Raw genomic sequence first — 23,036 nt, forward strand, 5'->3', positions numbered from 1 at the left:
AAAGGCCATTGAATTGACCGATTTACGCTGCGCTTGATTCGGCAATTTATGGCGGCGTTATATGCAACACCCAAGGAGAGTCAGTTGTACCAGTTATATTACTATCCACTAAATGCCAGCATGGCACCGCATTTCGTTCTTGAGGCTTTGAAAGTTGATTTTGAGTTAATATTGGTTGATAGAAAAAATAATGCTCAAAAGTCTGATGAATACTTAGTGTTAAACCCTTCAGGAAGAATTCCAACTTTAATTGATGGTGAGCTAGTGCTTTTTGAAAGCCCCGCTATTTGTATTCATCTTGCGGAGTCAAATCCATCATCAAATTTCATCCCAAACATTGGCTCTAAGAATAGGCCAAAGTTTTTTCAGTGGATGATGTATTTAACAAATACAGTTCAAGCTGAATTGATGATCTATTCTTATCCGGAAAAACATACAAGTCATTCAGATGTAGTTTCTGATATTGCAGAGACACACGAACGAAGAATAACTGATATGTTTGAAATCCTAGATAATGAATTAAAAAATAGAGATTTTTTAGTTGGTAACACGATTACAGTTTGTGACTTTTTCTTGTTTATGTTGGCTATATGGGCTGATGAATTCAAAAAGCCACCGTTAGCATTCGATAATCTATCGAAGTATCTTTGTAACTTAGCAAAACAGGAAGCAATTATTTCTGTTTGTAAAAAAGAAAAGCTGAGCTTATTGGATTATCAGTAAGTTGCATAAACGAACGAAGAACAGTTGGCTCTTGCTCGTTTCACGCTAATTTTAGCCAATTATTTATTGTTATTGAGCAAAACGTTGACGAACATATCAAATTAGCAAAGCAACAAAAATGTACAGAGGAAGTTGTTTGCGAAGTCAAATAGGGTCAAATAGTCAAACTGTGTCAGATGATAATGTTCATTCGCTTAATCCTCGTTACGAACTTTCCGTATTCCACATCAAACAGGAGACAAAATGGAATTAGTCTTACCATCCCCCAAATACATCCAAAGCTATAACGAGTACATCGAAGAGTTGGGTGATGAAGTCCGTTATCCTTTTCCTATGAGTTTTGATCATCAAGATTTTGACGCACTTTTAGCGAAGTTGTCTGATTTTTCCTTGGGTATAAATCTACCTGACGGTTTTGTGCCAAGTACAACCTTGTGGCTGGTGGAAGGCGATCAATTGCTTGGTGTGACAAATTTACGTCATTATCTGAATAGCGTTATTGAAGAGTGTGGTGGTCATATTGGACTAGGTATTCGTCCGTCTTATCGAGGCAAAGGTTTGGGTAAGTTGTTAATGAAGCTGTCGATAGAAAAGCTTAATGCTATGGACGTAAGTGTTGTTCATATTCACTGCTATAAAGATAACTCCGCATCGGCCAATACGATTATTGCGAATGGCGGCGAGTTAAGTTCTGAGCTGGCTTTGGGTGATAAAGTGGTTCAACGGTATCGAGTCAGTTGAATGGAATCAGGTGCAAATAAGACCTAATTTTCACCTGGTCCAAACCGCACTCCAACTCCAGCATTCCACATCAAGCCAAAGACACAAACAGCGTTAGCCTTACATCCTCAAAACATATCTCAAGCTATAACGAGTCCATCAAAGCAATAGCTGATGAGCTCGTTTCTACTCCTCAACCCACTCCATTTCCCACAATTCCATTGACTTTCTTCTGTTCTTTATATAGAACGTTCTATATAAAGAACAATTTGAGATGCATGATGAATAAACCGATTCTCGGCTCGTTGGGTCGAAATATACAGAAGTTACGTATGGCAAAGGGGCTGTCTTTGTCTCAACTTGCTTTGGATGCGGGGTTGGCGAAGTCGAATTTGTCGCGTATTGAGCAAGGCGAGGGCAATCCAACAATAGAAACTATTTGGCGTTTGGCGGTTCAGCTGGATACGCCTTTTGGGGATCTTATTGCCAGTTTGGAATCCACTGTGGGTGAAAACGGGATTCAGGTTCGGTTGATTGACCAAGGTTTGGATAATCCGCGAGTGGATGTGTATTGGATGTCATGTGCGCCCAATACGGTTAAGCAATCAGAGCCCCATATTGCAGGCACGACGGAAACCCTTACTTTAATCAGCGGTGCCTTGTTGGCCGGTGAAAATGATGACTTACGCCAGTTGGAAATTGGCAAAGCGCACACCTTTGCTGCGGATGTTCCGCACACTTACCAAACGGGCGATGAATGGACGATGCTGATGACGGTCATTACTTATGCTAAACAGGACGATGCCATACAGGAGGTACAGTCATGAATACAGCAATTCAAACTCTTGCAGGAACGCCTTGGAAACAAGGTGTAAAAGACGCGATTCCTCTGCTAGGTGGTTACATTCCTGTGGCGATTTCGTTTGGTCTGATTTCCGTTCAGTCGGGTTTTAGTGTGTTAGAGACTATCCTGATTTCAGCCTTTATTTATGCAGGCGCGTCACAGTTTCTCTTTGTCGCTATGGCGGCTTCTGGCGCGCCGTTATGGTTTGTGGTCATCATGACTTTGTTAATTAACGCTCGTCATATTGTGTATGGGCCAAATCTCTCTCCTTACTTAAACCAAGATAAAAAGTGGTTGCCACTAATGCATGGTTTGACCGATCAAATCTTTGCGCTGGCTCACGCACGTTTGCCTCAGCTTCCAGATCAGGCGCGTATCGGCTGGTACACAGGTGCAGCGGTGTTAGCCTGGTTGAGCTGGATTGCAGGAACCGCACTGGGTGCCATTGCGGGTGGAGAGTTGACGCAACGGTGGCCATTAATCAACGATATTTTGCCATTTGCACTACCAGCTCTGTTTTTCGTTTTAATTGTGCCGCGTTGTAATAATCGCTTGTGGACATTAACGATCGCTTTGTCTGCTGTTAGCGCTGTTATTTTGAAAGTGTCAGGTTACCCAAATGTCGCTATTCCGTTAGCGGCTTTGTGTGGCGCAGCCTTGTTCTACGCTCTGAAAAATCAGCGCGATATGGGAGGAGAATAAGTATGGAAATGTCTATGTGGCTGGCGCTTGCTAGTATTGCCATTGGCACCTATTTAATTCGTCTTTTACCCTATGTTTGGATGAAGCGAAGCTTGGCGAAAAGACAAACGGAGGACGGTGTTGGCTCAATGCCGACTTGGTTAACCATACTGGGGCCAACCATGATTGCCGCGATGTTCGGTACTTCGTTAGTTCCTGCTCACTCTGGGGCTTTGTCATGGCTAGCGACTGGGGTTGGGATACTGGTTACTTACGGTGTTTGGACTCGAACTCGCTCTATGGGTTTGCCTATTTTATTTGGGGTCCTGGCATTTGGAATTGTGATGCTGTTTTTTGTTTTCTAAGAAAAATCCATTTAGTGCCCCAATAGTTGAAGAAAACTAAACACCTGAGTGAAAAAGCATCGTTTGTTAGGATGTTTATCTCCGATTAAAATTGTATTAGTAAATAATTTCATCTACTCATACATTTTTATTCGGAGTGTTTATTATGAACGCATTAGATAGCAAATCCTTATCTTCTCATGTGTTAGGCAATGTAAAAATCGCAGGCCTTAACGGTTTGTTTGGTAAGCTAGTTAGCCTTTTTAAAAGCAGTGAAAAAGCAGCTAAAGCACCAGTAGACATGGAAGTAGACAATCTTGATTGGTACCGCACTTTTCCTGTTAAAAAGTAAGCCTCGCTTTCCTGCAGCAATTTCCTACAGCAACGACCGAGAGAATAAAAATAACATTCCTCTGGTTTTGCTCGTTCTTGTAAATTTCTTTATTTTCTTATTTTTTCGATTCTAAATGGCTTTGTAAGCCTTTAGCTTAGTCGTTCGCATGGATCCTGATTTTTTACTACTTTGATTCAGGTGTAATCACTGCTCAAAACATTTTTTCCGATAGATAGCATCTTGCTTCCACTCCCTGTACATTGGTTACTCGGTCTGTTTCTTTATTAAGATCAATATTGGCTACTTACAAAGCCTACCAGTGTTATTTCCTGCAATGTTAGCGTTCAAATAGGAGTGCTCGATGCAAGCTAAGTTTACCGTTCAAATTGATTCCTTTCAGAAAATTAGCAAGATTCCAAACGCGTGGTCTGACGAAGATTATCGTGCTCTTTTGAGCATTATGGATTTCGACGATGATGTCGAGAAAATGGATGCAGCAGAGCTGCGTGAAATGTGCATGATGTCGCTGAACGATCTTGAGCCTGCGGATGCGGCAAAGGCGGTATTAACGCATTTATTTCCTGAGTTATCGAAAGGCAAGGTAGATCAAATTAGCCACGATATGCTTGATGACCGTTCGTGGGAAGAGTATCCAGATTGTCTGTTTCATGAGCGTTTTTTTAGTGCTTATGCCTTGTTGCGCGAGGCCTTTAATGGCACTTTCGCGAAGCCAACGGGTGTTGAGTTTGCCATTACGGTTACCGCTGAACATGTTGAAGATATGGCAATTTTTGATGAGTCGTTACATTCATCGATTGTACGTTTATTGGCGAGTGGGCAAGGCGATGATGCGTTAATCAATCGCTTATATGAAGATCAAATCAAAGGCACACAGTTTCCCGAAGCGCCGGGTCTTGTTTGGCAACTTAAGCAAGTTGCAGACGAAGGCACAACCCGCCAGTTTAGCTTGGTGAGTTCCTATTTTTGGATGGAAAACTTCGAGCAGATGGATGGTTTTCAAGCCGTCTCTCATGCGGATGTAGAAGAATAGGTTAGTGACGTGAGTTGAATCAGTCTTACGAAGGTGACAAAAAGCGAATCAATGATTCGCTTTTTGCTTTTCTAGGTTGGCAAACATGCAGTATTTCGATTTAATTCCGTTCTGTTTATGAATAAAAGCATTTAATCACGAGGCTCAAAATGACCAATACACCTATTCAAATAGTTTGTCAAAGTTGCAGTACGAAGAATCGCGTACCGAAAGATAAACTTGGTAATAAGCCTCTTTGTGGCAAGTGTAAAAAGCCTGTTCTTTCAACACAGCCCATAATGGGCGGTGATAATAATTTTAAACGCTACATCAATGATAATGACCTTCCTGTTGTGGTGGACTTTTGGGCATCTTGGTGTGGGCCGTGTCAGCAATTCGCGCCTATTTTTGAACAGGTAGCGAGCGAGATGTCGACCCAAGCTTGTTTCTTGAAGTTAGATACTGAGCAGAACCAAACGACGGCTGGTGGTTATAATATTCGTTCTATTCCGACTTTGATGATCTTCCATCATGGCAAAGAAGTGGCTCGTTTATCTGGCGCTTTGCCAAAAGCACAGTTTCAACAATGGTTAGCGCAGAACTTGCCTGCTATCTAACATATGTTTGATATTAGTTAGGTATTAAACACTGGTGTCAAAATACATTTCTACAAACTTTTCGTATAGCACTTCTTCTGTTTCGCGTCTGTTTGGATCGGGTTTAACGCAGTCGATAGGGCAGACGGCGACACAGGTGGGTTGGTCGTAGTGACCAACGCACTCTGTGCATTTATCTGGATCAATGACATAAATCTTGGCGCCCATGGTGATGGCGTCGTTCGGACATTCTGGGTCGCACATGTCGCAGTTTATGCATCGATCGTTGATTAATAGTGCCATTGCTTTGTCTCTATGCCGTCGCGCTGGCGTGAGGTTGGCGGGTGGTTTGCCCTTCCGATAGGTTTCTCATTAGGATCCCCATGGAAGCATCAATACCTTGCGGGCAAGGAATAGACACCACATGACCACTGCCTTTTGCTACGTCGATAGGGCGACCTTGTTTGTCATTTAGTTCGCTTAATGCAAAAGTGACATTGCCTTTTGGTGTCATCAGTTCCAATGAGTCGCCAACACTGAAGCGGTTCTTCACTTCAATAGTGAGTGAGTCTTCGTTGGTTGCAATGACTTCACCGACAAACTGCTGTTTGTCACTGATGGAATTACCTGTTTCATAGTTTTGTAGGTCCACATGACGATGGCGTTGCAAGAAGCCATCTGTGTAACCACGGTTTGCTAGGTTATCTAAGCTGCTCATGAGACTGGCATCAAAAGGGCGACCTGCGACGGCGTCATTAATGGCTTTGCGATAGATTTGTGCCGTTCTGGCGCAGTAATAAAAAGACTTTGTACGACCTTCCACTTTCAGAGAATGTACGCCCATTTTTACGAGTCGTTCAACGTGTTGAATGGCGCGCAAATCTTTAGAGTTCATGATGTAAGTGCCATGTTCGTCTTCAAACGCAGGCATATATTCGTCTGGACGACCGCGTTCTTGTAACAAAAAGAGCTGATCGCTTGGCTCTTGAATTTGCACTGCAGACGCTGGAGTTTTTGATGAAGCGGCACTGCTGGCAATGATCTGACCTGTTTCGTCTTGTGTTGCTTCGTGGGCGTTGTATTCCCAGCGGCAGGCATTAGTGCAAGCGCCTTGGTTTGGGTCGCGTTTGTTCATGTAACCCGATAACAGGCAGCGGCCAGAGTAGGCCATACACAACGCACCATGAACGAAGACTTCCAACTCCATGTCTGGCACTTTTAGACGGATTTCTTCGATCTCATCAAGAGACAATTCACGAGATAAAATGACGCGAGAAATACCTTGTTGTTGCCAGAATTTCACGGTAGCCCAATTGACCGCGTTGGCTTGAACAGAGAGGTGAATTTGTTGATCGGGAAAGGCTTCGCGAACCATCATTATTAAGCCTGGATCAGACATGATGAGCGCGTCTGGTTTGAGGCCAATAACTGGCGCTAGGTCTTGTAAGTAGGTTTTCAGTTTCGCGTTATGGGGCGCGATATTGCTGACCACGTAGAGTTTTTTGCCCAGCTCGTGTGCTTCATTTATGCCAATGCCCAGCTTTTCTAAATCAAATTCGTTATTGCGCACTCTTAGAGAGTAGCGTGGCTGGCCTGCGTAAACGGCATCGGCTCCGTAGGCGAAGGCATAACGCAGATTTTTTAACGAACCTGCTGGAGAGAGTAATTCTGGCATGAAGCTTTTTTGCTGAGACATTTTTTCTTGAGACATAAGGCGCACCGACCGATCAAAACGGGCGGAGTTTACCTGTGTGTTAATTGAACTCAAGTGATGATGGCGGGATTGGTGACTTAAATAAGCTCGGTTTGATCTAGGTCAAATATTAGAAATGACAGAGTAAAGTTAAAGGGGGCAGATTCCTTTAATAGGCTCAAGGAATCTGACCCTGTTATTGCTTCTTTACTCAGCTAAAAGTCATAGGCAGCGGTGACGTAAACGCGACGACGTTCACCGACGAATGAGCCTATGTTTTTGGTAAAGCCACTAACAGCATATTCTTTATCTAACAAGTTTTTGATGTTCAGCTGGAATTTCCAATCCTGCCATTTTGTCTGCCATGACATGTCATAAACAGTGTAAGGTTTGACTATTTGATCATCTCGGTTCTTTTGTTGGCTAACGTAATCTGCGCCAAAAGCAATAGAAGAATCTATACTAGGGAAGTCGTAGCGGCTCCAAATGCCAAGTTGATGATAAGGTGTGTTAGCAAAATATACGCCTTCTGCAGCATCTTTCACTTTCACATCATTGTAAGCATAACTGACATTGGCGACCCAGCGAGGTGTGATATCTGCTAGTGCATCAATTTCGAAACCTTGACTGCGGATTTGACCAATTGAAATATACTTAGTTGTATCATCTGTATCTTTTTGAAGGATGTTTTTACGGTCAATATGGTAAACGGCTAGGTTGATATTGAGTTTGTTATTGAAGAAGTAACTACGAACGCCAGCTTCTAACTGTTGGCTTTCTTCAGGATTAAAAAACTCTCCAGTTTTTGAGTTAGCTTGTTTCTCCGCTTCTTGTGGTACGAACCCAGTGGAGAAAGAGGTGTAAGGCTTCCAGTTGTCATTGATTTTATACGTCGCACCTAAGCGAGTAGAGTAGCCTGTGTCCTTGTAGCCTGCTTTTGTAGTTCCCGTTTTTATCTTGTAGCCATCGTATTTTTCTTCAATCCGATCAATACGAGCGCCAGCAAGTAAGTCTAGTTGCTCGGTAACTTTCCATTGATCTTGAACGTATAAGCCAATTTGATCCGTTGTGGTGCTTTCATTTGTTTGGAGAGCCATGTCATAGGCACTGATATCGTCTTGACCATAAATAGGATTGCTTAGACTTAGCTCGGCAACACTTTTGGTTGTTTTGTTATAAAGAAAATCGTTTTTCTGATGGAAATAATCACTCCCGACTAACACGGTATGATCACCTAGCTCTGCGATTAAATTACCTGCAAGCGTAATGCCTTCGCGAGAACGGACTTGGTCACGAAATTCTCGTTTCACTTTATCGCTATCGGTCGTATCAAGGCCTTTAGACTCATGGTATTTTTGGGCTTCCGTGTTTTCAAAATAACGCACAGACACGTTGCTCTCTAGCCATGAGTTGATGCTGTGGTCTAGGCGCGCTTGAAAAACTTGTGCATCCAGTTTTTGGTAGTCACTTTTTTCGTTATTGTTCCAAGAGGTGTCGGCTAGGAAGTTACCTTCGTCATCGGTCGGAATGCCGCGTAAGCGTGCCCCAGAAATGTATTGATGAATGTCCGTGTACTGAACGGTTAGCGTGTTGTTGGTGTCGATATCCCAAGCGTAACCGAGGTCAATAATGCGGTTTTCTTCTTCGACATTATTGCGATAAGAATCTTGGCCATCGGAATAGATACCAACACGGTAGCGTTGTGAGGCATCTTCGTTGGCAGGGCCAGACGACTCAACGCTTCCGCTTAAGAAGTCTTTATTGCCCGCGCTGACTTTTAGGGTGTTTTTTTGTTCATAAGTCGGCTTTTTCGTCACATAGTTTATGACGCCGCCGGGTTCACCTGCGCCATAGATTGCACCAGATGGTCCTTTAAGGACTTGTATTTGTTCTATGGTGAACAGTTGAGGAATAGAAAAGTCGCCAAAAGGGTCGCCTTTCAGACCGTCGTAGAGTACTTCGTCTTGGCTAAAACCTCGTAATGTTACTGTGGAGACATTGTTTTGCGACATGCCTGAAATAGAGCGATATAAGTCCGTGATTTGTCTCGCGGCTTGGTCTTCAATGAGCTCTTCTGTCACGATTTGAATAGATTGAGGTGTTTCGTCTATTGGGGTGGAAGTTCGAGTGGCTAGGGCGGCTTCATCTTCTTTGTAATAGGATAGCGCGCGACCTTGTACCTGAAGTGTTTGAAGCTCTATGTTGGATCCATCCTTAACTTTGTTATCTCCATCATTGAGATAACTGTCTTGTGTGATGTTGCTTGCAGCATTTTCGGCAAAAATCACAGTAGAAAAAGCAAGCGCTCCACATGCTTGCATCATCATTAAGGTGGTTCTTAACGTCATAGGAAAACCAAGTTGAAGTGAGTGAGTTGCGTATATTAATGTTTATGATATTCGTTTACAAATGAGAATGAATTTACAAAAGCTTCAAAATACAAAATTGGCCGTTTTAACGCTAATGCAGTATTAGAAATGGTGTGGAGAGAAGGGTGTTTCTGGATTATCTGAGCTAGTTCATCGGGAAGTAAGTTGAGCGGTTTTAAAAACTAAAACCGCTCTTTGGGAAGGTGTTCTTTGTGGCGGTGTTGCTGTTACGCTTTTTCAGCAGCGAGTTTCGATGCTTTAATGTAGCCTTGTATGGTGTCTTTTAGCTGCAGGCGTTGTTTCTTTAACTTTTCTTCTTCCATGGTTGGAGCTGGGGTAAGTTCTTGCTCCATTTTCTCCACTTCTTTTGTTAAGTGGTTATATTCGTCATAGAGTCTTTTAAAGTGCGCATCGTCCATTTTTAGCTGGTGGATGTCATCTTTATATTCAGGAAATTCGTTTACTAAATTATGGTCTTCAATCGGCATAATTGCCTCCTATACTTGCTAGCTTTCGTTTAAGACTAACCTAGTTTGGTTTGTCTTCTCTTGATGTTGGTCATGCTTTATTGAGTCTTTAACATATTCAATCAATTACTTTGCTACATAGGGATTTCAAACGCTGCTTATATAGTTATGGCCTGTTTATTTTGGTTTTCAATGGGGGAATTTAAGTCTAGAGGATGTTGCACTATTTGGTGGGTTTCTTTGCGTCTTTTTGACATTAAAAAGCCGCGATAGAAACATCTATCGCGGCTAGCTTGGTTTGATTTTTTTTAAAGAGTGTCTAAAAATAGGTGCCTAGAAGTTCAGTTCTATCCTTGGTTTACTACTTTTCGATAGATCAATCTCAGGTGAGCAGAGGAGAACGCGTGAAGACGCAATCCCTTCCTTGACTAAATAATCTTTTAAATTATCTGCTCGCTTCTGCGCCAATTCTCTTGCTGTTTCTTTTGTGTCGTCGTCTATAGATACTGGCGGATTCTCAAGGCCTAGATCGCGGTAGCTGGCGACTCCACAGGCTTTTAATTGACTGTCTTTTTTGTCTTTCATCAAAGCAACCAACTGAGTTAAAAAGGCATCTTGGGAATCGTTTAGCTCATCATCCTCGGCTTCAAATATCAAAGGCTCTACGCGAATTTTAAGCAGCTGGTCGCCAGCAAATTGCGCAATGCTAATAACATTAGCGTATGGCACAAAAGTTTGCATCAAGTAGGTACTCGATGCACTAAATAGCGCTTTTCGAACCGGTAACAGCAAGAAGTCTTGCCAACCGAATGCTGGGTTTTCAATGTCGCCAGAAAGTGGAATATCTAGATCAATATTGTTATCGCTGTCTTTTAGGACGCCAACGGCAATATTGAGAGGAACGGCGCCTGCTTTGATAACCGTGCTGCTGTCTTGGCGGCCACCTAGATCGAATTCTCGTAATAAAATGTGAGAGTTGCCACTCAACACTCCTTTGTCTGCATTGAGTTTTAAATCGAGATCTAATTGCCCAGAATCTATTTGATAACCTAAGACGCTAGCAATATAAGAAGAATAAGGTGGAAGCTCTGCTTCACGAATTACCAAATCGCTCTTTAGAGTTAATTCCTCTGCTAGAGGCCAAACTGTGATATCACTTTGCAGTGTTGCGTATTTGCCGTTACGAGCTTTTAGCGCAAGTACCGTTGCTTGGTCTTTTTTCTGTGTATTTAGATTACGCAATGACAATGTGTCTATGTCTAAAGTGCGTTGCAGCATCGGCGAAATGCTCTTATCTTTAACATAAATGCTGGATTCTCCAGTGGTGTCGTAAGCATCTAGAATGACGAAATAAGGTGCTTTAAAAGCTGGGTTTTGTTCGGCATCCTGTGTATTGCTGATGACGTTTTTAGCGTCTTTTTCTCGCGGAACCGTAGGGTTTTTTAATGCAGGCTCAGGGGTGGGTTGCTGATCTACATCGACGAAAACCAGGTTTTCTATGCGTTTTTTCGCATCCAAAATCAGGCTGACTTTGGCTGAATCTGTGGTGATCTGTTTGATTTTAGCGCCATCTTGCGTCGCATTAACGTTTTCAACCTTGATACTACCAATGCGGCTTAATGGTGGGAGAGTTTGTTTGCTACCTGCATCTGCAATCAGTTCGGAAACGGTTAAATCTATAATACTCAATTGCGCTAACGAGGCGTCAAAGTCTTTATCTTGTTGAGTAAACGAAAGGCCGCTGATGTCGGCATTTTTCCAAGAAGCAATGCGCTTTTTATTCGTTAGCATGCTGTCTAGCGATTCACTGGTGAAGTTAAGGTTAGTGCCTTTTATTGCTGGAGGTTGCTGATTAGCTTGTTCTACATCCAATTGGTCTGCTGTGAGTTTGGCCGCACTTAACGAGAATTGTTTTTCGTCACTTTGTTGCGCCTTTAGACCTTTAATATCTATCGTTAATTGCTTGTTTTGAACAGCAAGTGAGTCGCTGTTTTTTTGCAGAGCAAGTGTGTTTGATAAATTGAATGTGTCGTAGTCAGCTGTGTTTCCTGCTTGTTGTACGGATAAGCCATTGCTTTGGATGTTGGCAAGTAGAGCGGCGGTTAGGGCTTCATTGTTATCCATAGTAAAAGCCACATCGTTTAATGCAATGTGCAGTTGTTTGTTTTGTACAGCAAGGCTTTCTGATGAAAGAGAAAGTTCATCCATGTTCAATACAGAAGAGGTGGTCTTTGCACTGAGGCCTGATTGCTTATCCTGTTTTACATCAAATGGTGCTTTCAATGTAAGGTTGTCAAATTGTAGGTTTTGCTCGGCTTGAGCAAAGAGGGATTTCCCAAGCTGTAAATCAAGGTCGCCGGTCGCGGTTAGCCCAAGTTCATTCTGTGTGATATCGAAGGGTGTCTTTAGTGTTAGGTTATCAAATTGTGCTTTTTGCTCGGCTTGAGCAAAGAAGGACTTGCCTAACTGTAAATCAAGGTCGCCTGTCGCGGTTAGCCCAAATTCATCACTTTGCTTTATGTCGAATGGCGTGTTCAGCACAAGCTTATCAAGTTGTACTTTTTGTTCTGCCTGAGTGAAGAGCGGCTGTTCTAACTGCAAATCTAGTTTTCCATTTGCTGCTAATCCCTGCTTATCACGTTTAACATCGAACGGCGTGTTTAGGGTTAGCTTATCAAATTGTGCTACTAAATCTGCTTGTGCAAAGAATGACTGTGTTGATTGTAAGTTAAGTGTTCCTGTTGCCGCTAACTGATCGGCGGAGGCAAAGTGGATATTGGCTTTTGAAAGCACTAGCGATGTAGATTTTGTTGTAGCTTTGTCTTGCTGACCTAAAGGTAAATCTAGATCGTCAACTTGGGTGTTTAGAGTTAGATTGTTAATATCAAAAACAGGTACGCCATTAATGTGTTGCTGAGTAAATTGAAAACCTGCTGAGAGGTCTAATTTACCTTTGGCTTCGTTATAAGGCGCAGGCAAAAAGTGACGAAAGCTTTCTATCTGCACTCGTGTATTTTTAATATCGACGTCTGCGCTGGCTTGTTCTGGTGAGTAGTCAAATTGGCCATCTACAGACAGCGTCGTTTCATTAATTAGAGCTGATAAAGCAATTTCACCTTGCCAAGTGAGTTCTTGGCCGGATAGGTCTTCAATAGACAAATTTGTTAAGACGAATTTATCGGATTCAGCGGGTACGTTTAAGTCCGGCTGGCGAGATAAATTAACTTGGCTGTCTGTAAAGGAAAACGAAGGCAGTTTGATGTTCCAAGGCGTGCTTGTGTTTTTTTCCGACTCAGGTTCTGGCTCTTTTTGATCTTCAGGCGTGATAAATTGAGAGGTATTAATGCCCGCAACAATCCAGTCTTTTTCCTGTTGAGCGACAGTCAGATTTAAACCTTCAATCTTAGCTTCTGAAATATGGACTGTCTTAGTAAATAAAGGCCATATTTCGATTTCAACAATAGCGCGCTTAAGCGTTAAGGTGTCTTGGTTTTTGTCATTGATGACTACGTCTTTTAAATCTACTTTAGGTGGAAAAAAGTCAATAGACAGCTTGCCAATGCTAAGGTCTTCACCTTGTTCTTGAAAATAGGCCGTGAGGTAGTGTTCAGCTACAAATGGCGCTGCTAGCCAGGTTGCAGTAGTTAAGCCTGTCAGAGCTGCAAATGGATAAAAGACAAAATGTCGAAAATGTCGGCGTGTTATCATAAAGTGCCTTCCTGCTTTCTAAACAGTCAATAAGTGAATATGAGTTAGTTGGTCTCGTCTTTGTCTTTTGGGCTTTTTAATGACTCTTCAGCTTCTGTGGCAATCGGAGTTTCCGAACGAAGAGGCATACGTAATAAATAGATGCTGACGCATAGCCCTATGGTAATTAGCCCAACGGTTGCCCATAAGCGAGAAACAATAAAGATCGAAATCGCCATGCCTGCCCACATAAAAATGATGGCGCGGTTTCTTGCTTTACGAGGAATACCATCAGAAGATTGCCAGTCACGAACAATCGGGCCAAAGAATTTATGTTCAATCAACCATGTGTGGAATCGTACCGAGGATCGAGAGAAACACCAAGCAGCGAGTAACACCAGCGGTGTTGTGGGAAGTAAGGGAAGGAAAATACCAATAATGCCAGTGATCAGAGAAAACCACCCCAGCATCAGATATAAGATTCGCTTTCCTTGCATAGTAATGCCTACTTAATAGATAAAGAAAAAATGGGCTTTGGTGACTCAAGCCCATTCTTATTGTGGCGCTATTTTCCTGAGTTGAAAATAGCCGCCATGCTATCTTCTGCTTCGTTTTCAACCAGTGGCCAGCCGCCAAGACGTTTCAAGCGGTTAACCATTTCACAAAATAGTTCAGCGGTCTTTTCTGTATCATATTTTGCTGAGTGTGCTTCGGAGTTGCTAAACGGAATAGACGCTGCTTCACAGGCTTTTGCCAATACCGTTTGCCCAAACACCAAACCCGCTAGGCTTGCGGTATCGAAGCTAGAGAAAGGGTGGAATGGATTACGCTTAATGTCAGCACGTTCAATCGCTGCATTTAAAAATCCGTGATCAAAAGCCGCGTTGTGGCCAACTAAAATGGCACGTTTACAACCTACAGACTTTAGTTCTTTACGAACTTTCGTAAACATTTGATTGATAGCCTCTGTTTCTGGCATGTCTTGTCTGCCAGGCGCAAAAGGATCAATGCCAGTAAAGTCTAGCGCTGCTTTTTCAAGGTTTGCGCCTTCAAATGGCTTAATCAAAAATTCCAATGTTTCATGGATATATAAGTCGCCATTTTCATCCATTCTTAGGATGCTGGCCGCCATTTCTAGTAAAGCATCGGTTTTTTGATTAAAGCCTGCGGTTTCTACGTCGATAACAACAGGTAGGAAGCCGCGGAATCTATCTTTGATTTCATGGTTTGACAAAAGAAGGTCCTTAATTCTGCCGCTTGATCAACAGTAACGGTATACAATAGGATCGGATCATAACACATTTGATAATGCTTGAACGAGATGTCTAAATGGGAATTCCCCAACAACTTCTAATTCGCACCACATTTTTATTGGCTGCTGGCATGCCATTTACGCAGGCCAACGCCATAACTCACTACCAATCCGGTATTTCGGACTCTGAGTGGCTACTTTCGGGCGATATTTTTTCGTGCAGTTTAACGCACCCCGTGCCGAATTACGGAGAAGGTCACTTTATAAAAGAAGCGGGCGAACCGATGAAGTTTATTTTGCAGCCGCAGAATGAAAAGCTTGGTCCCGGTCAGGTTTATATTATTTCCCAAGCACCAGATTGGTCGCCGGGTTTAAAGCCAGAAACCTTAGATATTTTGCCTTATCCTGGCTATGGGTTGACGGTTGAAGTCGGTGGCAAAGTAGCAGAGAGAATGCTCTCTAGCTTGGATCGTGGGCGTCATCCAGTCGTGGCTGGAACAGCTTGGGAAAATAATCGTGAGACAATAGAAGTTGGTTTGTCGAATATTAACTTTGCGCCTGCTTACAATGAATTTAGACGCTGCCTGTCTAGCTTGTTGCCAGTGAATTATGATCAGATTGCTAGAACTGCAGCATTATTTCCAACCAATGGCGTGAACCTTACAGATCGAATTAAGGCACGTTTGGATCTGGTGGCCTTGTATGTTTCTTCTGATCCAAGTGTGGAATACATCTATATTGATGGCCATACGGATATTATTGGTTCTCGCCGAGATAACCGTGAATTGTCAAAAGTACGAGCAGAAAAAGTAACGTCGTATTTACTTGAGAAAGGTGTGCCGGCTGGAAAAATAATTTCTCGTTATCATGGTGAACGTTATCCTTCGACCACAAATAATACCGCTCAAGGCCGAGAACGTAACCGACGAGTCACGATTCGCTTAGAGAAGTCATCTGAGTCGAGTTAATTTATAAAGTATTACAGATTTATCTGATTTACTAAAAGAGCCCCGTTTTGCTGAATTATCTGAGCAAAACGGGGCTTTTTACTTGCTAAGCAAGAATCGAGATCTTACACTTACAGCCCCTTTTTTAAATTTTTTGCGCCGCCATGTTCTGGTTTGAAAGCACTGGTGAGGGAGCGCGAGCTCGTTGAGGAGAATAGAGATAATGTCTGACGTGAAGAAGGTAGTGCTTGCCTATTCTGGCGGCCTGGATACTTCCGTAATCGCGAAGTGGCTTCAAGAAGAGTATAACTGTGAAGTGGTTACCTTTACCGCTGATTTGGGTCAGGGTGAGGAAGTTGAACCAGCTCGTGCTAAAGCTCAAGCGTTGGGTATTAAGGAAATCTACATTGAAGATTTGCGCGAAGAATTTGTTCGCGACTTCGTTTTCCCTATGTTCCGTGCCAACACTATTTACGAAGGCGAATACCTATTAGGTACGTCTATTGCGCGTCCTTTGATCGCTAAACGTTTGATCGAGATCGCCAATGAAACAGGTGCCGATGCCATTTCTCACGGCGCAACAGGCAAAGGTAACGACCAAGTACGTTTTGAGCTTGGCGCTTACGCATTGAAACCTGGCGTTAAGGTAATTGCTCCTTGGCGTGAATGGGATCTAACGTCTCGTGAAACCCTAATGGCATACTGTGAAGAACACAAAATCCCAGTTGATTTTTCTACTAAAAAGAAAAAATCTCCTTACTCTATGGACGCTAACTTACTGCACATTTCTTTTGAAGGTGATCAGTTGGAAGATCCATGGACAGAGCCAGAAGACGACATGTGGCGTTGGTCTGTCTCTCCAGAAAATGCTCCAAACGAACCAACTTACATCGAAATTGGTTACGAGAAAGGCGATCCTATTTCTATCAATGGCGAAGCAATGTCTCCAGCAACTATCTTGGAAACATTAAACAAAGTTGGTGGCGCGAATGGTATTGGTCGTGTTGATATCGTAGAAAACCGTTTTGTTGGTATGAAAGCCCGTGGTTGCTATGAAACACCTGGTGGCACTATCATGATGAAAGCACACCGCGCGATTGAGTCTATTACTCTTGACCGTGAAGCGGCGCATTTGAAAGATGAGATGATGCCTCGTTACGCTAAATTGATCTACAACGGCTTCTGGTGGTCAGAAGAGCGTCGTATGATGCAAGCTTTGATCGACACATCTCAGAAGTATGTAAACGGTACAGTACGTCTTAAATTGTACAAAGGTAACGTAAGTGTTGTTGGTCGTCAGTCTGAAAACAGCTTGTTCGACAGCAAAATTGCTACTTTTGAAGACGATGCTGGTGCTTACGATCAGAAAGATGCAGCTGGCTTTATCAAGCTAAACGCATTACGTATGCGTATTGCCGCTCAGAAAGGTCGTGGTTTTCTAGATAGCGACAAGTAAGCACTTGTTGATTTAGAAAAATAAGCTTTCAAAAAACGCTCCATTCTTGCAGAATTGGAGCGTTTTTTATTTTTGTACACTTGGTCAGTATTCGCTGGTTAATTGACATAGCATGTCGCTTTGCAGAATGAACAGTAGAATGAAATGTGCCGATACGATGCATACTGATCTGAAGGAAGAGAATTATGACAATTTATAACTTTGGTTCGATTAACCTCGACCACCTTTATCAGCTAGATCACTTTGTTCGACCTGGCGAAACAATGGCTTCTAATAGCTATCAGTGTTTGTTGGGTGGTAAAGGAGCAAATCAATCTGTTGCACTTGCTAAAGCAGGTGCTGATGTAAAGCATGTCGGTGCGATTCATCACAGTGATCAAGCTGTTATTGATCAGTTAGAGTCCCTTGGTGTCGATACAGGTCTGATAAAGCAAATTGATGTGCCAACGGGTCATGCGATTATTCAGCTAACCAAAGAAGCAGAAAACTCTATTATTTTGTACCAAGGCGCGAACCATGCGTTGACGGAAGAACAAGTTGATCAAGTTTTGTCGCAAGCAAACGCAGGTGATTGGGTATTGCTGCAAAATGAAACTAACCTTATCGAATATATCATGCGCAAAGCGCAAGAGAGCAAAGTTAAGGTTGCGTTTAACCCGGCACCAATGGACGCTGAATTAACCAAAAAAGTGCTTGGTTTTGTTGATCTATTGATTGTTAACGAAGTTGAAGCCATGGACTTAATTGGTACAACGGATATAGACAGCACTATTGAAGCGTTTCCAAAAGCTTATCCAGAATTAGAAGTGTTGATGACCCTTGGGAAAGCGGGGGTATGTTATTTCAGCGGTAATGAAAGCGTGAAGGTAAAAGCCTTTTCTGTGGATGCCCTAGATACGACAGCGGCGGGTGATACCTTTATTGGTTTCTGCTTGTCTTCCATCATGAATGGCGAAGACATGACACAAGCGATTACTCGTGCCTGCGCAGCTTCTGCTATTTGCGTTACTCGTTTGGGTGCAGCGTCATCTATACCGACACAAGATGAAGTGACGGCTTTTCTTGCCAAAAACAGTTAGCTAAAAAGAATTCGCTAAGAATGCTTAGCCAGAAATACATAGCCAACAACGAATAGTTAAAAGAGGAACAAAAACATGGCTCGTAAGATTATTATTGATACGGATCCAGGCATAGATGATGCAATGGCGATCTTCTTCGCCTTTCAAGCGCCACAGCTTGATGTATTGGGTCTAACCACGACGTTTGGTAATGTGTCTGTGGATTTGGCAACACAAAACGCCATCACTTTGACTGAGATCGCGAAAGTAAGCGTACCAGTTGCCAAAGGTGTAGCGGTACCAAGTAAGATTGCACCACGTCCACACCCAGATTTTGTTCATGGTAAAGATGGTTTCGGTAACATTGATTGGCCGGCACCAAAAGGTAAGGCAATCGAGAAAAGCGCGGCGCAGTTTATCGTTGATACCGTGCGTGAATTTCCGGGTGAAGTCACCATTATCGCTCTTGGGCCACTAGGCAACTTGGCAAAAGCGTTAGAGCTTGATCCTGAAGTGGCAAATCTGGTTGACGAAGTGGTTCTTATGGGTGGTACTGCAATTGAATACGGTAACGTGTCGCCTGTTGCAGAAGCCAATATCATGAACGACCCACATGCGGCAGACAAAGTTTTCACCGCAGCGTGGCAAGTGACTATGATTGGTTTAGATGTTACTCATCAGGTGTTATTAGACAATTCTGTATTAGAGCGTATTAAGAAAGCCAATCCGACGGAAGGTGGTTTCTTGTACGATTGTGCTCAGCATTATATTAATTTCTACAGTAGTCGTTTTGATATGGATGGTTGCTACTTCCATGATGCATCAACCATTGCTTATGTAATGGACCCAAGTATTTTTGGTGTTGAGTTGGGAGCGGTGCGTGTTGCTTGCGAAGGCATTGGTATCGGTCAAACGATTTTTGCGCCTCAAGGCATGAGCTTCCCAGAGCCTCATTGGAGCGATGTGCCAATGACGCAGGTTTGTATGGAAGTCGACAGTGAAAAATTGTTGGCCTTGTTTGAGACAACCTTGTCTTAAACCGTTAGAATGGCGCAATCAAACTTGAAGGCATGGTAAGTAACTTCCATGTCTTTTTTATTTATAAAGAGAAAAATATGAAATTATTAGTAAGAAACCTTGCCCGTAACACTACGGAAGACGAATTGAGAGGCTTGTTTGCCGTTCACGGTACTTTGCAGTCTTGTACGATTGTTATGGACAAAGAAACGGGCGAATCTAAAGGCTTTGCATTTGTTGAAATGCCAAAAGTGGGCGAAGCGAAAGTCGCGATCAAAACACTGAATGGCATGGACGTAGATGGTTCTAAAATTCGCGTGAAGAAAGCGGAAGAGACAGCGAAAAAAGCGGATAGTGACGACGCAGAGTAAAATACACGCCTAGTTATCCGCTATCCTAGCTTGTCACTGCTATGAGCTAGGAATGAGCGTCTGCGAACTCTTTGATAAAGGCAAGATCTTTGTCTGATATAGTGTGATAAACGAGTTTAAAATAATGTTTATTATGCTCGTTAAACACATCCAGTTGTGGGTCACACAATGCTTTGATTGTGGCTGTTTTCCCTTCATGAATTGCCTTTAGCTCTACTTTAACTAATTTTGATCCATGTAGACCGTCTGGTGCTTCTACCTCTAGCATTTTTGTAGATATGTGCGTGCAATGAATTGGCATGATAGTTCCATTGGTTAGGTATAGGGAACCGGTCCAAAAGCAGCGAACATAAGGTGAGTGTGTAATAGACATTGGTTTTATCCTTTACTGGGTGAAGATCCAAGGTCATTGATGACTCTTCTAGGACAGCCATTATAGTGCAAGATTACAGGTTAGAGATAGCTAGAAAAAATTGATTTGAATCAAGATGTTGCTGTGAACTTACCAGCAACATCTTGATTATAGAAAGGTATTACGAAGATAATTGAGAGGCTTTTATCTTTGTTGCTTAATTGTCTCGCCTAGGGCATTGATTAGGCTGTCAATCTCGGACTGCTCTGTTGTGAAGGGTGGTGCTAATTGAATAGTGTCGGCACCATAACGTACATAGTAACCTTTGTCCCACATTGCCATGGCGATTTGGAAGGGACGCTTAGCTGGTTCACCATCTATTGGTGCAATGGTGATGCCTGCCGCAAATCCATAGTTACGAATGTCAGTGATCATAGGGCTAGCGTCTTTAAGTTGATGTACGCTGTCCTCCCAGACCGAACTCATGCTGCTAACTCGTTCAATCAAACCTTGTTTCTTTATCTCACTAAGAGATGCTAAGCCAGCTGCGCAGGCAATAGGGTGAGCCGAATAGGTGTAGCCATGAGGAATTTCCAGCATGTAGTCAGGGCCGCCGTTATCCATGAAGGTATCGTAGATCTCCTGTTTGAAAGCTACAGCGCCCATTGGAATAACACCATTGGTTACTTGCTTTGCCATGGTAATCACATCAGGCGTCACCCCAAAAGCTTCTGCACCGGTTTTTGCGCCCATGCGACCAAAAGCGGTAATTACTTCATCAAAGATAAGCAAAATATTGTGCTGATCACAGATTTCACGCAAACGCTGCAAATACCCTTTTGGTGGAACGATAACGCCAGCGGAGCCAGACATAGGTTCAACAATGACTGCCGCAATGTTAGACGCATCGTGCATCATGATTAGGTTAAGCAAATCTTCAGCGCGTTCTTTGCCTTGTTCGGCCATGCCTTTAGAAAATTCGCTGCCCGGAACTTGGGTGTGAGGTAAGTGATAAGATTCTAAGCCTTGACCATAAAGCGTACGGTTCGCAGGAATACCGCCGACGCTGAAGCCTGAAATCCCCGCACCATGATAACCTTTAGCACGACCGATAAATTTAGTCTTAGTGCCCATGCCTTTTTTACGCCAGTAAGCACGCGCCACTTTTAACGCTGTATCAACGGATTCGGAGCCCGAACCCGTGAAGAAAATGCGGTTTAAGCCAGCAGGCATAAACTCGGTAATTTGCTCAGCTAACAAGAAAGACTTCTCGTGACCGAATTGAAACGCAGGGGAGTAATCGAGGGTCTTAACTTGCTCAGCCACCGCTTCATTTATTGCTGGGTTGCTATGTCCTAAACCGCAAGTCCATAAACCAGAAAGCCCGTCAAAAATCTTTCTACCATCACTGTCAGTGTAATAATTTCCTGCGGCAGAGGTAATAATGCGAGGATCTTTTTTAAATTGGCGGTTGCCTGTGTAGGCCATCCAATGGGCATCAAGCTGGGCTTGGGTTAAACGGTGACTCATGGCATTCTCCCTCTATAAAGTGAAATCTTAATAGAGTAAGAATGCCGAGCTAGAAAGGTTTAATAAATGTGATGTTATTTAATTTTAGGTTAGTCTTTAGTTAACTAAAAAAATTGGATAATTAAGTTGAGGTTTTGTCTTTGTATTCACACAAATCTTCAATAATACAGGCATCGCATTTAGGCTTGCGAGCGACACAGATGTAACGACCGTGAAGTATCATCCAGTGATGCGCATCCAAAAGAAACTCCTTCGGAACAAACTTCAACAGCTTCATTTCCACTTCTAAAACATTTTTGCCCGGCGCGACTTTCGTCCGATTGCCAAAGCGAAAGATATGCGTATCAACGGCCATGGCCACTTGTCGAAATGCCGTGTTTAGAACCACGTTGGCGGTTTTACGGCCAACGCCGGGAAGTGCTTCGAGTTCTTCGCGGGTTTCAGGTACAACGCTGTTGTGTTTTTCGATCAGGATTTTGCAGGTCTTGATGGCGTTTTCGGCTTTGGCGTTGAACAGACCAATAGTTTTGATGTAGCTTTTTAGGCCATCAACACCAAGCGCCAGCATGGTTTCTGGCGTATTGGCGACAGGGAAAAGCTTGCGTGTGGCTTTATTGACGCTAACGTCCGTAGCTTGTGCTGAAAACAGCACCGCAATCAAAAGCTCAAAAGGCGAGCTGTATTCCAGCTCGGTTACGGGATTTGGGTTTTCAGCTCGTAAGCGAGAAAAAATCTCGTAGCGCTTCTCTTTATTCAAAATAAATAGCCTTTGTTCACGTTAAATGGTCTGTGGGTAAAAGTTAACTAACTTGCCCAGTCACCCGCACACGTTTTGAGGCACTTGGGCCGTCTTTGGCCTTTTGTTCTGCAACGCGTTTTTTCTCGCGTTCGTCTAGGTAGTTCTTACCCGCGATCAATAAGCCTAAACCAATAAAGGCACCCGGTGGTAATACGGCAAACAATACATTTGGGTAGTTTTCGAAAACGGTGATTTTCCAATGGATAGCCATATCGCCGAACAACAACTGCATATCTGAAAACAATGTGCCTTGTCCGATTAGTTCACGCATGGCGCCCAAGGTGACAAGGATAAACATGAAGCCCAAGCCCATCATAAAACCATCTAGCGCTGAAGGCAGCACAGGGTTGCGGCTGGCAAAAGCGTCAGCACGGCCAAGGATTGCACAGTTGGTTACGATTAGAGGAATGAAAATCCCCAAAATCTGATAAAGCTCATAGGTGTAAGCCTGCATTATCAATTCGATACAGGTGGTAAACGAGGCGATGATCATGACAAAAGCAGGTAGGCGAACCGCATCGGCAACGTAGTTACGAATTAGGGAAACCGCAATGTTGGAACCTATTAAAACCACCATGGTAGCCAACCCAAGACCTAATGCGTTGACGACGGTACTGGTTACCGCCAACATAGGACATAAGCCAAGTAATTGAACTAAAGCTGGGTTGTTTTTCCAAATGCCGTTGTAAATGATTTCTGCGTAATTGGCGCTTGGTTTACTCTCTTCTTGAGTAGCGTCACTGGTTACTGTTTCTGCGCTCATTTT

24 protein-coding genes are annotated in these 23,036 nt (G+C 43.1%); 13 read left to right on the forward strand and 11 right to left on the reverse strand.

The features are described from left to right. Positions 1 to 84 precede the first annotated feature (84 nt). The 8 genes from CYL31_RS07460 (at position 85) to trxC (ending at position 5,293) form a co-directional block, all read left to right on the forward strand. Positions 85 to 723 carry a glutathione S-transferase family protein gene (locus tag CYL31_RS07460; RefSeq protein ID WP_249411729.1) on the forward strand — a complete coding sequence of 213 codons (639 nt, stop codon included), beginning with the start codon at positions 85 to 87 and terminating at the stop codon, positions 721 to 723. A gap of 243 nt (positions 724 to 966) precedes the next feature. Beyond that, the gene (locus CYL31_RS07465) at positions 967 to 1,464 is read left to right on the forward strand and encodes a GNAT family N-acetyltransferase (RefSeq protein ID WP_212918302.1); all 498 of its coding nucleotides are present in this window, start codon (positions 967 to 969) and stop codon (positions 1,462 to 1,464) included. Between the two features lie 257 nt (positions 1,465 to 1,721). Beyond that, complete coding sequence (locus CYL31_RS07470; protein WP_349304769.1) at positions 1,722 to 2,270, forward strand: helix-turn-helix domain-containing protein; 549 nt, start codon at positions 1,722 to 1,724, stop codon at positions 2,268 to 2,270. Further along, on the forward strand, positions 2,267 to 2,989 hold the full coding sequence (locus tag CYL31_RS07475; protein WP_212918303.1) for an AzlC family ABC transporter permease: 723 nt from the start codon (positions 2,267 to 2,269) through the stop codon (positions 2,987 to 2,989). The genes CYL31_RS07470 and CYL31_RS07475 overlap by 4 nt, the downstream gene beginning before the upstream one ends. A gap of 2 nt (positions 2,990 to 2,991) precedes the next feature. Next, the gene (locus tag CYL31_RS07480) at positions 2,992 to 3,333 is read left to right on the forward strand and encodes an AzlD domain-containing protein (protein ID WP_212918304.1); all 342 of its coding nucleotides are present in this window, start codon (positions 2,992 to 2,994) and stop codon (positions 3,331 to 3,333) included. 145 nt (positions 3,334 to 3,478) lie between these two features. Then, positions 3,479 to 3,664 carry a hypothetical protein gene (locus CYL31_RS07485; RefSeq protein WP_212918305.1) on the forward strand — a complete coding sequence of 62 codons (186 nt, stop codon included), beginning with the start codon at positions 3,479 to 3,481 and terminating at the stop codon, positions 3,662 to 3,664. Positions 3,665 to 4,007: 343 nt separating this feature from the next. Next, positions 4,008 to 4,697, forward strand: a complete 690-nt coding sequence (locus CYL31_RS07490) for a hypothetical protein (RefSeq protein WP_212918306.1) — start codon at positions 4,008 to 4,010, stop codon at positions 4,695 to 4,697. A 149-nt stretch (positions 4,698 to 4,846) separates the two neighbouring features. Continuing rightward, on the forward strand, positions 4,847 to 5,293 hold the full coding sequence (gene trxC, locus CYL31_RS07495) for a thioredoxin TrxC (RefSeq protein ID WP_212918307.1): 447 nt from the start codon (positions 4,847 to 4,849) through the stop codon (positions 5,291 to 5,293). Positions 5,294 to 5,317: 24 nt separating this feature from the next. Here trxC and CYL31_RS07500 read toward each other — a convergent pair whose 3' ends face one another. The 7 genes from CYL31_RS07500 to rnt form a co-directional block, all read right to left on the reverse strand. Further along, positions 5,318 to 5,575: a YfhL family 4Fe-4S dicluster ferredoxin gene (locus CYL31_RS07500; RefSeq protein ID WP_212918308.1), complete on the reverse strand. Its 258-nt coding sequence runs from the start codon at positions 5,573 to 5,575 to the stop codon at positions 5,318 to 5,320. A gap of 10 nt (positions 5,576 to 5,585) precedes the next feature. Continuing rightward, complete coding sequence (trhP, locus tag CYL31_RS07505; RefSeq protein WP_249411730.1) at positions 5,586 to 6,983, reverse strand: prephenate-dependent tRNA uridine(34) hydroxylase TrhP; 1,398 nt, start codon at positions 6,981 to 6,983, stop codon at positions 5,586 to 5,588. A 197-nt stretch (positions 6,984 to 7,180) separates the two neighbouring features. Then, the gene (locus CYL31_RS07510) at positions 7,181 to 9,313 is read right to left on the reverse strand and encodes a TonB-dependent siderophore receptor (RefSeq protein WP_212918309.1); all 2,133 of its coding nucleotides are present in this window, start codon (positions 9,311 to 9,313) and stop codon (positions 7,181 to 7,183) included. 248 nt (positions 9,314 to 9,561) lie between these two features. Further along, complete coding sequence (locus tag CYL31_RS07515; protein ID WP_212918310.1) at positions 9,562 to 9,822, reverse strand: HP1242/YdcH family protein; 261 nt, start codon at positions 9,820 to 9,822, stop codon at positions 9,562 to 9,564. Positions 9,823 to 10,134: 312 nt separating this feature from the next. Continuing rightward, on the reverse strand, positions 10,135 to 13,509 hold the full coding sequence (locus tag CYL31_RS07520) for a DUF748 domain-containing protein (RefSeq protein WP_212918311.1): 3,375 nt from the start codon (positions 13,507 to 13,509) through the stop codon (positions 10,135 to 10,137). Between the two features lie 44 nt (positions 13,510 to 13,553). Beyond that, on the reverse strand, positions 13,554 to 13,985 hold the full coding sequence (locus CYL31_RS07525; protein ID WP_212918312.1) for a YbaN family protein: 432 nt from the start codon (positions 13,983 to 13,985) through the stop codon (positions 13,554 to 13,556). Between the two features lie 68 nt (positions 13,986 to 14,053). Further along, complete coding sequence (rnt, locus tag CYL31_RS07530) at positions 14,054 to 14,722, reverse strand: ribonuclease T (protein ID WP_212918313.1); 669 nt, start codon at positions 14,720 to 14,722, stop codon at positions 14,054 to 14,056. Positions 14,723 to 14,817: 95 nt separating this feature from the next. On the opposite strand from rnt, the gene CYL31_RS07535 reads away from it, so the two are divergent. From CYL31_RS07535 to CYL31_RS07555, 5 genes are all read left to right on the forward strand, one after another. Further along, positions 14,818 to 15,708 (forward strand): flagellar protein MotY, encoded by an 891-nt coding sequence (locus tag CYL31_RS07535; protein ID WP_212918314.1) that lies wholly within the window; start codon positions 14,818 to 14,820, stop codon positions 15,706 to 15,708. Positions 15,709 to 15,910: 202 nt separating this feature from the next. Continuing rightward, positions 15,911 to 17,143 (forward strand): argininosuccinate synthase, encoded by a 1,233-nt coding sequence (locus tag CYL31_RS07540; protein ID WP_212918315.1) that lies wholly within the window; start codon positions 15,911 to 15,913, stop codon positions 17,141 to 17,143. A gap of 185 nt (positions 17,144 to 17,328) precedes the next feature. After that, complete coding sequence (locus CYL31_RS07545; RefSeq protein WP_212918316.1) at positions 17,329 to 18,222, forward strand: ribokinase; 894 nt, start codon at positions 17,329 to 17,331, stop codon at positions 18,220 to 18,222. Between the two features lie 75 nt (positions 18,223 to 18,297). Next, positions 18,298 to 19,239 (forward strand): nucleoside hydrolase, encoded by a 942-nt coding sequence (locus CYL31_RS07550; protein WP_212918317.1) that lies wholly within the window; start codon positions 18,298 to 18,300, stop codon positions 19,237 to 19,239. A 77-nt stretch (positions 19,240 to 19,316) separates the two neighbouring features. After that, positions 19,317 to 19,589: an RNA recognition motif domain-containing protein gene (locus CYL31_RS07555; RefSeq protein ID WP_212918318.1), complete on the forward strand. Its 273-nt coding sequence runs from the start codon at positions 19,317 to 19,319 to the stop codon at positions 19,587 to 19,589. Positions 19,590 to 19,635: 46 nt separating this feature from the next. Here the strand turns inward: CYL31_RS07555 and CYL31_RS07560 are convergent, their stop codons facing one another. The 4 genes from CYL31_RS07560 to CYL31_RS07575 all read right to left on the reverse strand — a co-directional run bounded on the left by CYL31_RS07560 (position 19,636) and on the right by CYL31_RS07575 (position 23,033). Next, the gene (locus tag CYL31_RS07560; protein ID WP_212918319.1) at positions 19,636 to 19,962 is read right to left on the reverse strand and encodes a hypothetical protein; all 327 of its coding nucleotides are present in this window, start codon (positions 19,960 to 19,962) and stop codon (positions 19,636 to 19,638) included. Between the two features lie 183 nt (positions 19,963 to 20,145). Then, the gene (gene aptA / locus CYL31_RS07565) at positions 20,146 to 21,471 is read right to left on the reverse strand and encodes an omega-aminotransferase AptA (RefSeq protein ID WP_212918320.1); all 1,326 of its coding nucleotides are present in this window, start codon (positions 21,469 to 21,471) and stop codon (positions 20,146 to 20,148) included. A 121-nt stretch (positions 21,472 to 21,592) separates the two neighbouring features. Then, entirely contained in the window at positions 21,593 to 22,228 is a 636-nt protein-coding gene (nth, locus tag CYL31_RS07570; RefSeq protein ID WP_212918321.1) for an endonuclease III, read from the reverse strand. Between the two features lie 43 nt (positions 22,229 to 22,271). After that, entirely contained in the window at positions 22,272 to 23,033 is a 762-nt protein-coding gene (locus tag CYL31_RS07575; RefSeq protein ID WP_249411770.1) for an electron transport complex subunit E, read from the reverse strand. Positions 23,034 to 23,036 lie beyond the last annotated feature (3 nt).

The sequence above is a fragment of the Marinomonas sp. A3A genome (assembly GCF_018336955.1).
Classification (GTDB): domain Bacteria; phylum Pseudomonadota; class Gammaproteobacteria; order Pseudomonadales; family Marinomonadaceae; genus Marinomonas; species Marinomonas lutimaris.

Excerpts from the sequence above, each read along its gene's own strand:
- CYL31_RS07475 (WP_212918303.1), top strand. The coding sequence starts at position 2,267 with ATGAATACAGCAATTCAAACTCTTGCAGGAACGCCTTGGAAACAAGGT.
- CYL31_RS07485 (WP_212918305.1), top strand. The coding sequence starts at position 3,479 with ATGAACGCATTAGATAGCAAATCCTTATCTTCTCATGTGTTAGGCAAT.
- CYL31_RS07555 (WP_212918318.1), top strand. The coding sequence starts at position 19,317 with ATGAAATTATTAGTAAGAAACCTTGCCCGTAACACTACGGAAGACGAA.
- CYL31_RS07535 (WP_212918314.1), top strand. The coding sequence starts at position 14,818 with ATGGGAATTCCCCAACAACTTCTAATTCGCACCACATTTTTATTGGCT.
- CYL31_RS07560 (WP_212918319.1), bottom strand. The coding sequence starts at position 19,962 with ATGTCTATTACACACTCACCTTATGTTCGCTGCTTTTGGACCGGTTCC.
- CYL31_RS07480 (WP_212918304.1), top strand. The coding sequence starts at position 2,992 with ATGGAAATGTCTATGTGGCTGGCGCTTGCTAGTATTGCCATTGGCACC.
- CYL31_RS07540 (WP_212918315.1), top strand. The coding sequence starts at position 15,911 with ATGTCTGACGTGAAGAAGGTAGTGCTTGCCTATTCTGGCGGCCTGGAT.
- CYL31_RS07490 (WP_212918306.1), top strand. The coding sequence starts at position 4,008 with ATGCAAGCTAAGTTTACCGTTCAAATTGATTCCTTTCAGAAAATTAGC.
- CYL31_RS07575 (WP_249411770.1), bottom strand. The coding sequence starts at position 23,033 with ATGAGCGCAGAAACAGTAACCAGTGACGCTACTCAAGAAGAGAGTAAA.
- CYL31_RS07510 (WP_212918309.1), bottom strand. The coding sequence starts at position 9,313 with ATGACGTTAAGAACCACCTTAATGATGATGCAAGCATGTGGAGCGCTT.
- CYL31_RS07550 (WP_212918317.1), top strand. The coding sequence starts at position 18,298 with ATGGCTCGTAAGATTATTATTGATACGGATCCAGGCATAGATGATGCA.
- aptA (WP_212918320.1), bottom strand. The coding sequence starts at position 21,471 with ATGAGTCACCGTTTAACCCAAGCCCAGCTTGATGCCCATTGGATGGCC.
- CYL31_RS07515 (WP_212918310.1), bottom strand. The coding sequence starts at position 9,822 with ATGCCGATTGAAGACCATAATTTAGTAAACGAATTTCCTGAATATAAA.
- CYL31_RS07520 (WP_212918311.1), bottom strand. The coding sequence starts at position 13,509 with ATGATAACACGCCGACATTTTCGACATTTTGTCTTTTATCCATTTGCA.
- CYL31_RS07525 (WP_212918312.1), bottom strand. The coding sequence starts at position 13,985 with ATGCAAGGAAAGCGAATCTTATATCTGATGCTGGGGTGGTTTTCTCTG.
- CYL31_RS07465 (WP_212918302.1), top strand. The coding sequence starts at position 967 with ATGGAATTAGTCTTACCATCCCCCAAATACATCCAAAGCTATAACGAG.
- trhP (WP_249411730.1), bottom strand. The coding sequence starts at position 6,983 with ATGTCTCAAGAAAAAATGTCTCAGCAAAAAAGCTTCATGCCAGAATTA.
- CYL31_RS07545 (WP_212918316.1), top strand. The coding sequence starts at position 17,329 with ATGACAATTTATAACTTTGGTTCGATTAACCTCGACCACCTTTATCAG.
- CYL31_RS07470 (WP_349304769.1), top strand. The coding sequence starts at position 1,722 with ATGATGAATAAACCGATTCTCGGCTCGTTGGGTCGAAATATACAGAAG.
- CYL31_RS07500 (WP_212918308.1), bottom strand. The coding sequence starts at position 5,575 with ATGGCACTATTAATCAACGATCGATGCATAAACTGCGACATGTGCGAC.
- trxC (WP_212918307.1), top strand. The coding sequence starts at position 4,847 with ATGACCAATACACCTATTCAAATAGTTTGTCAAAGTTGCAGTACGAAG.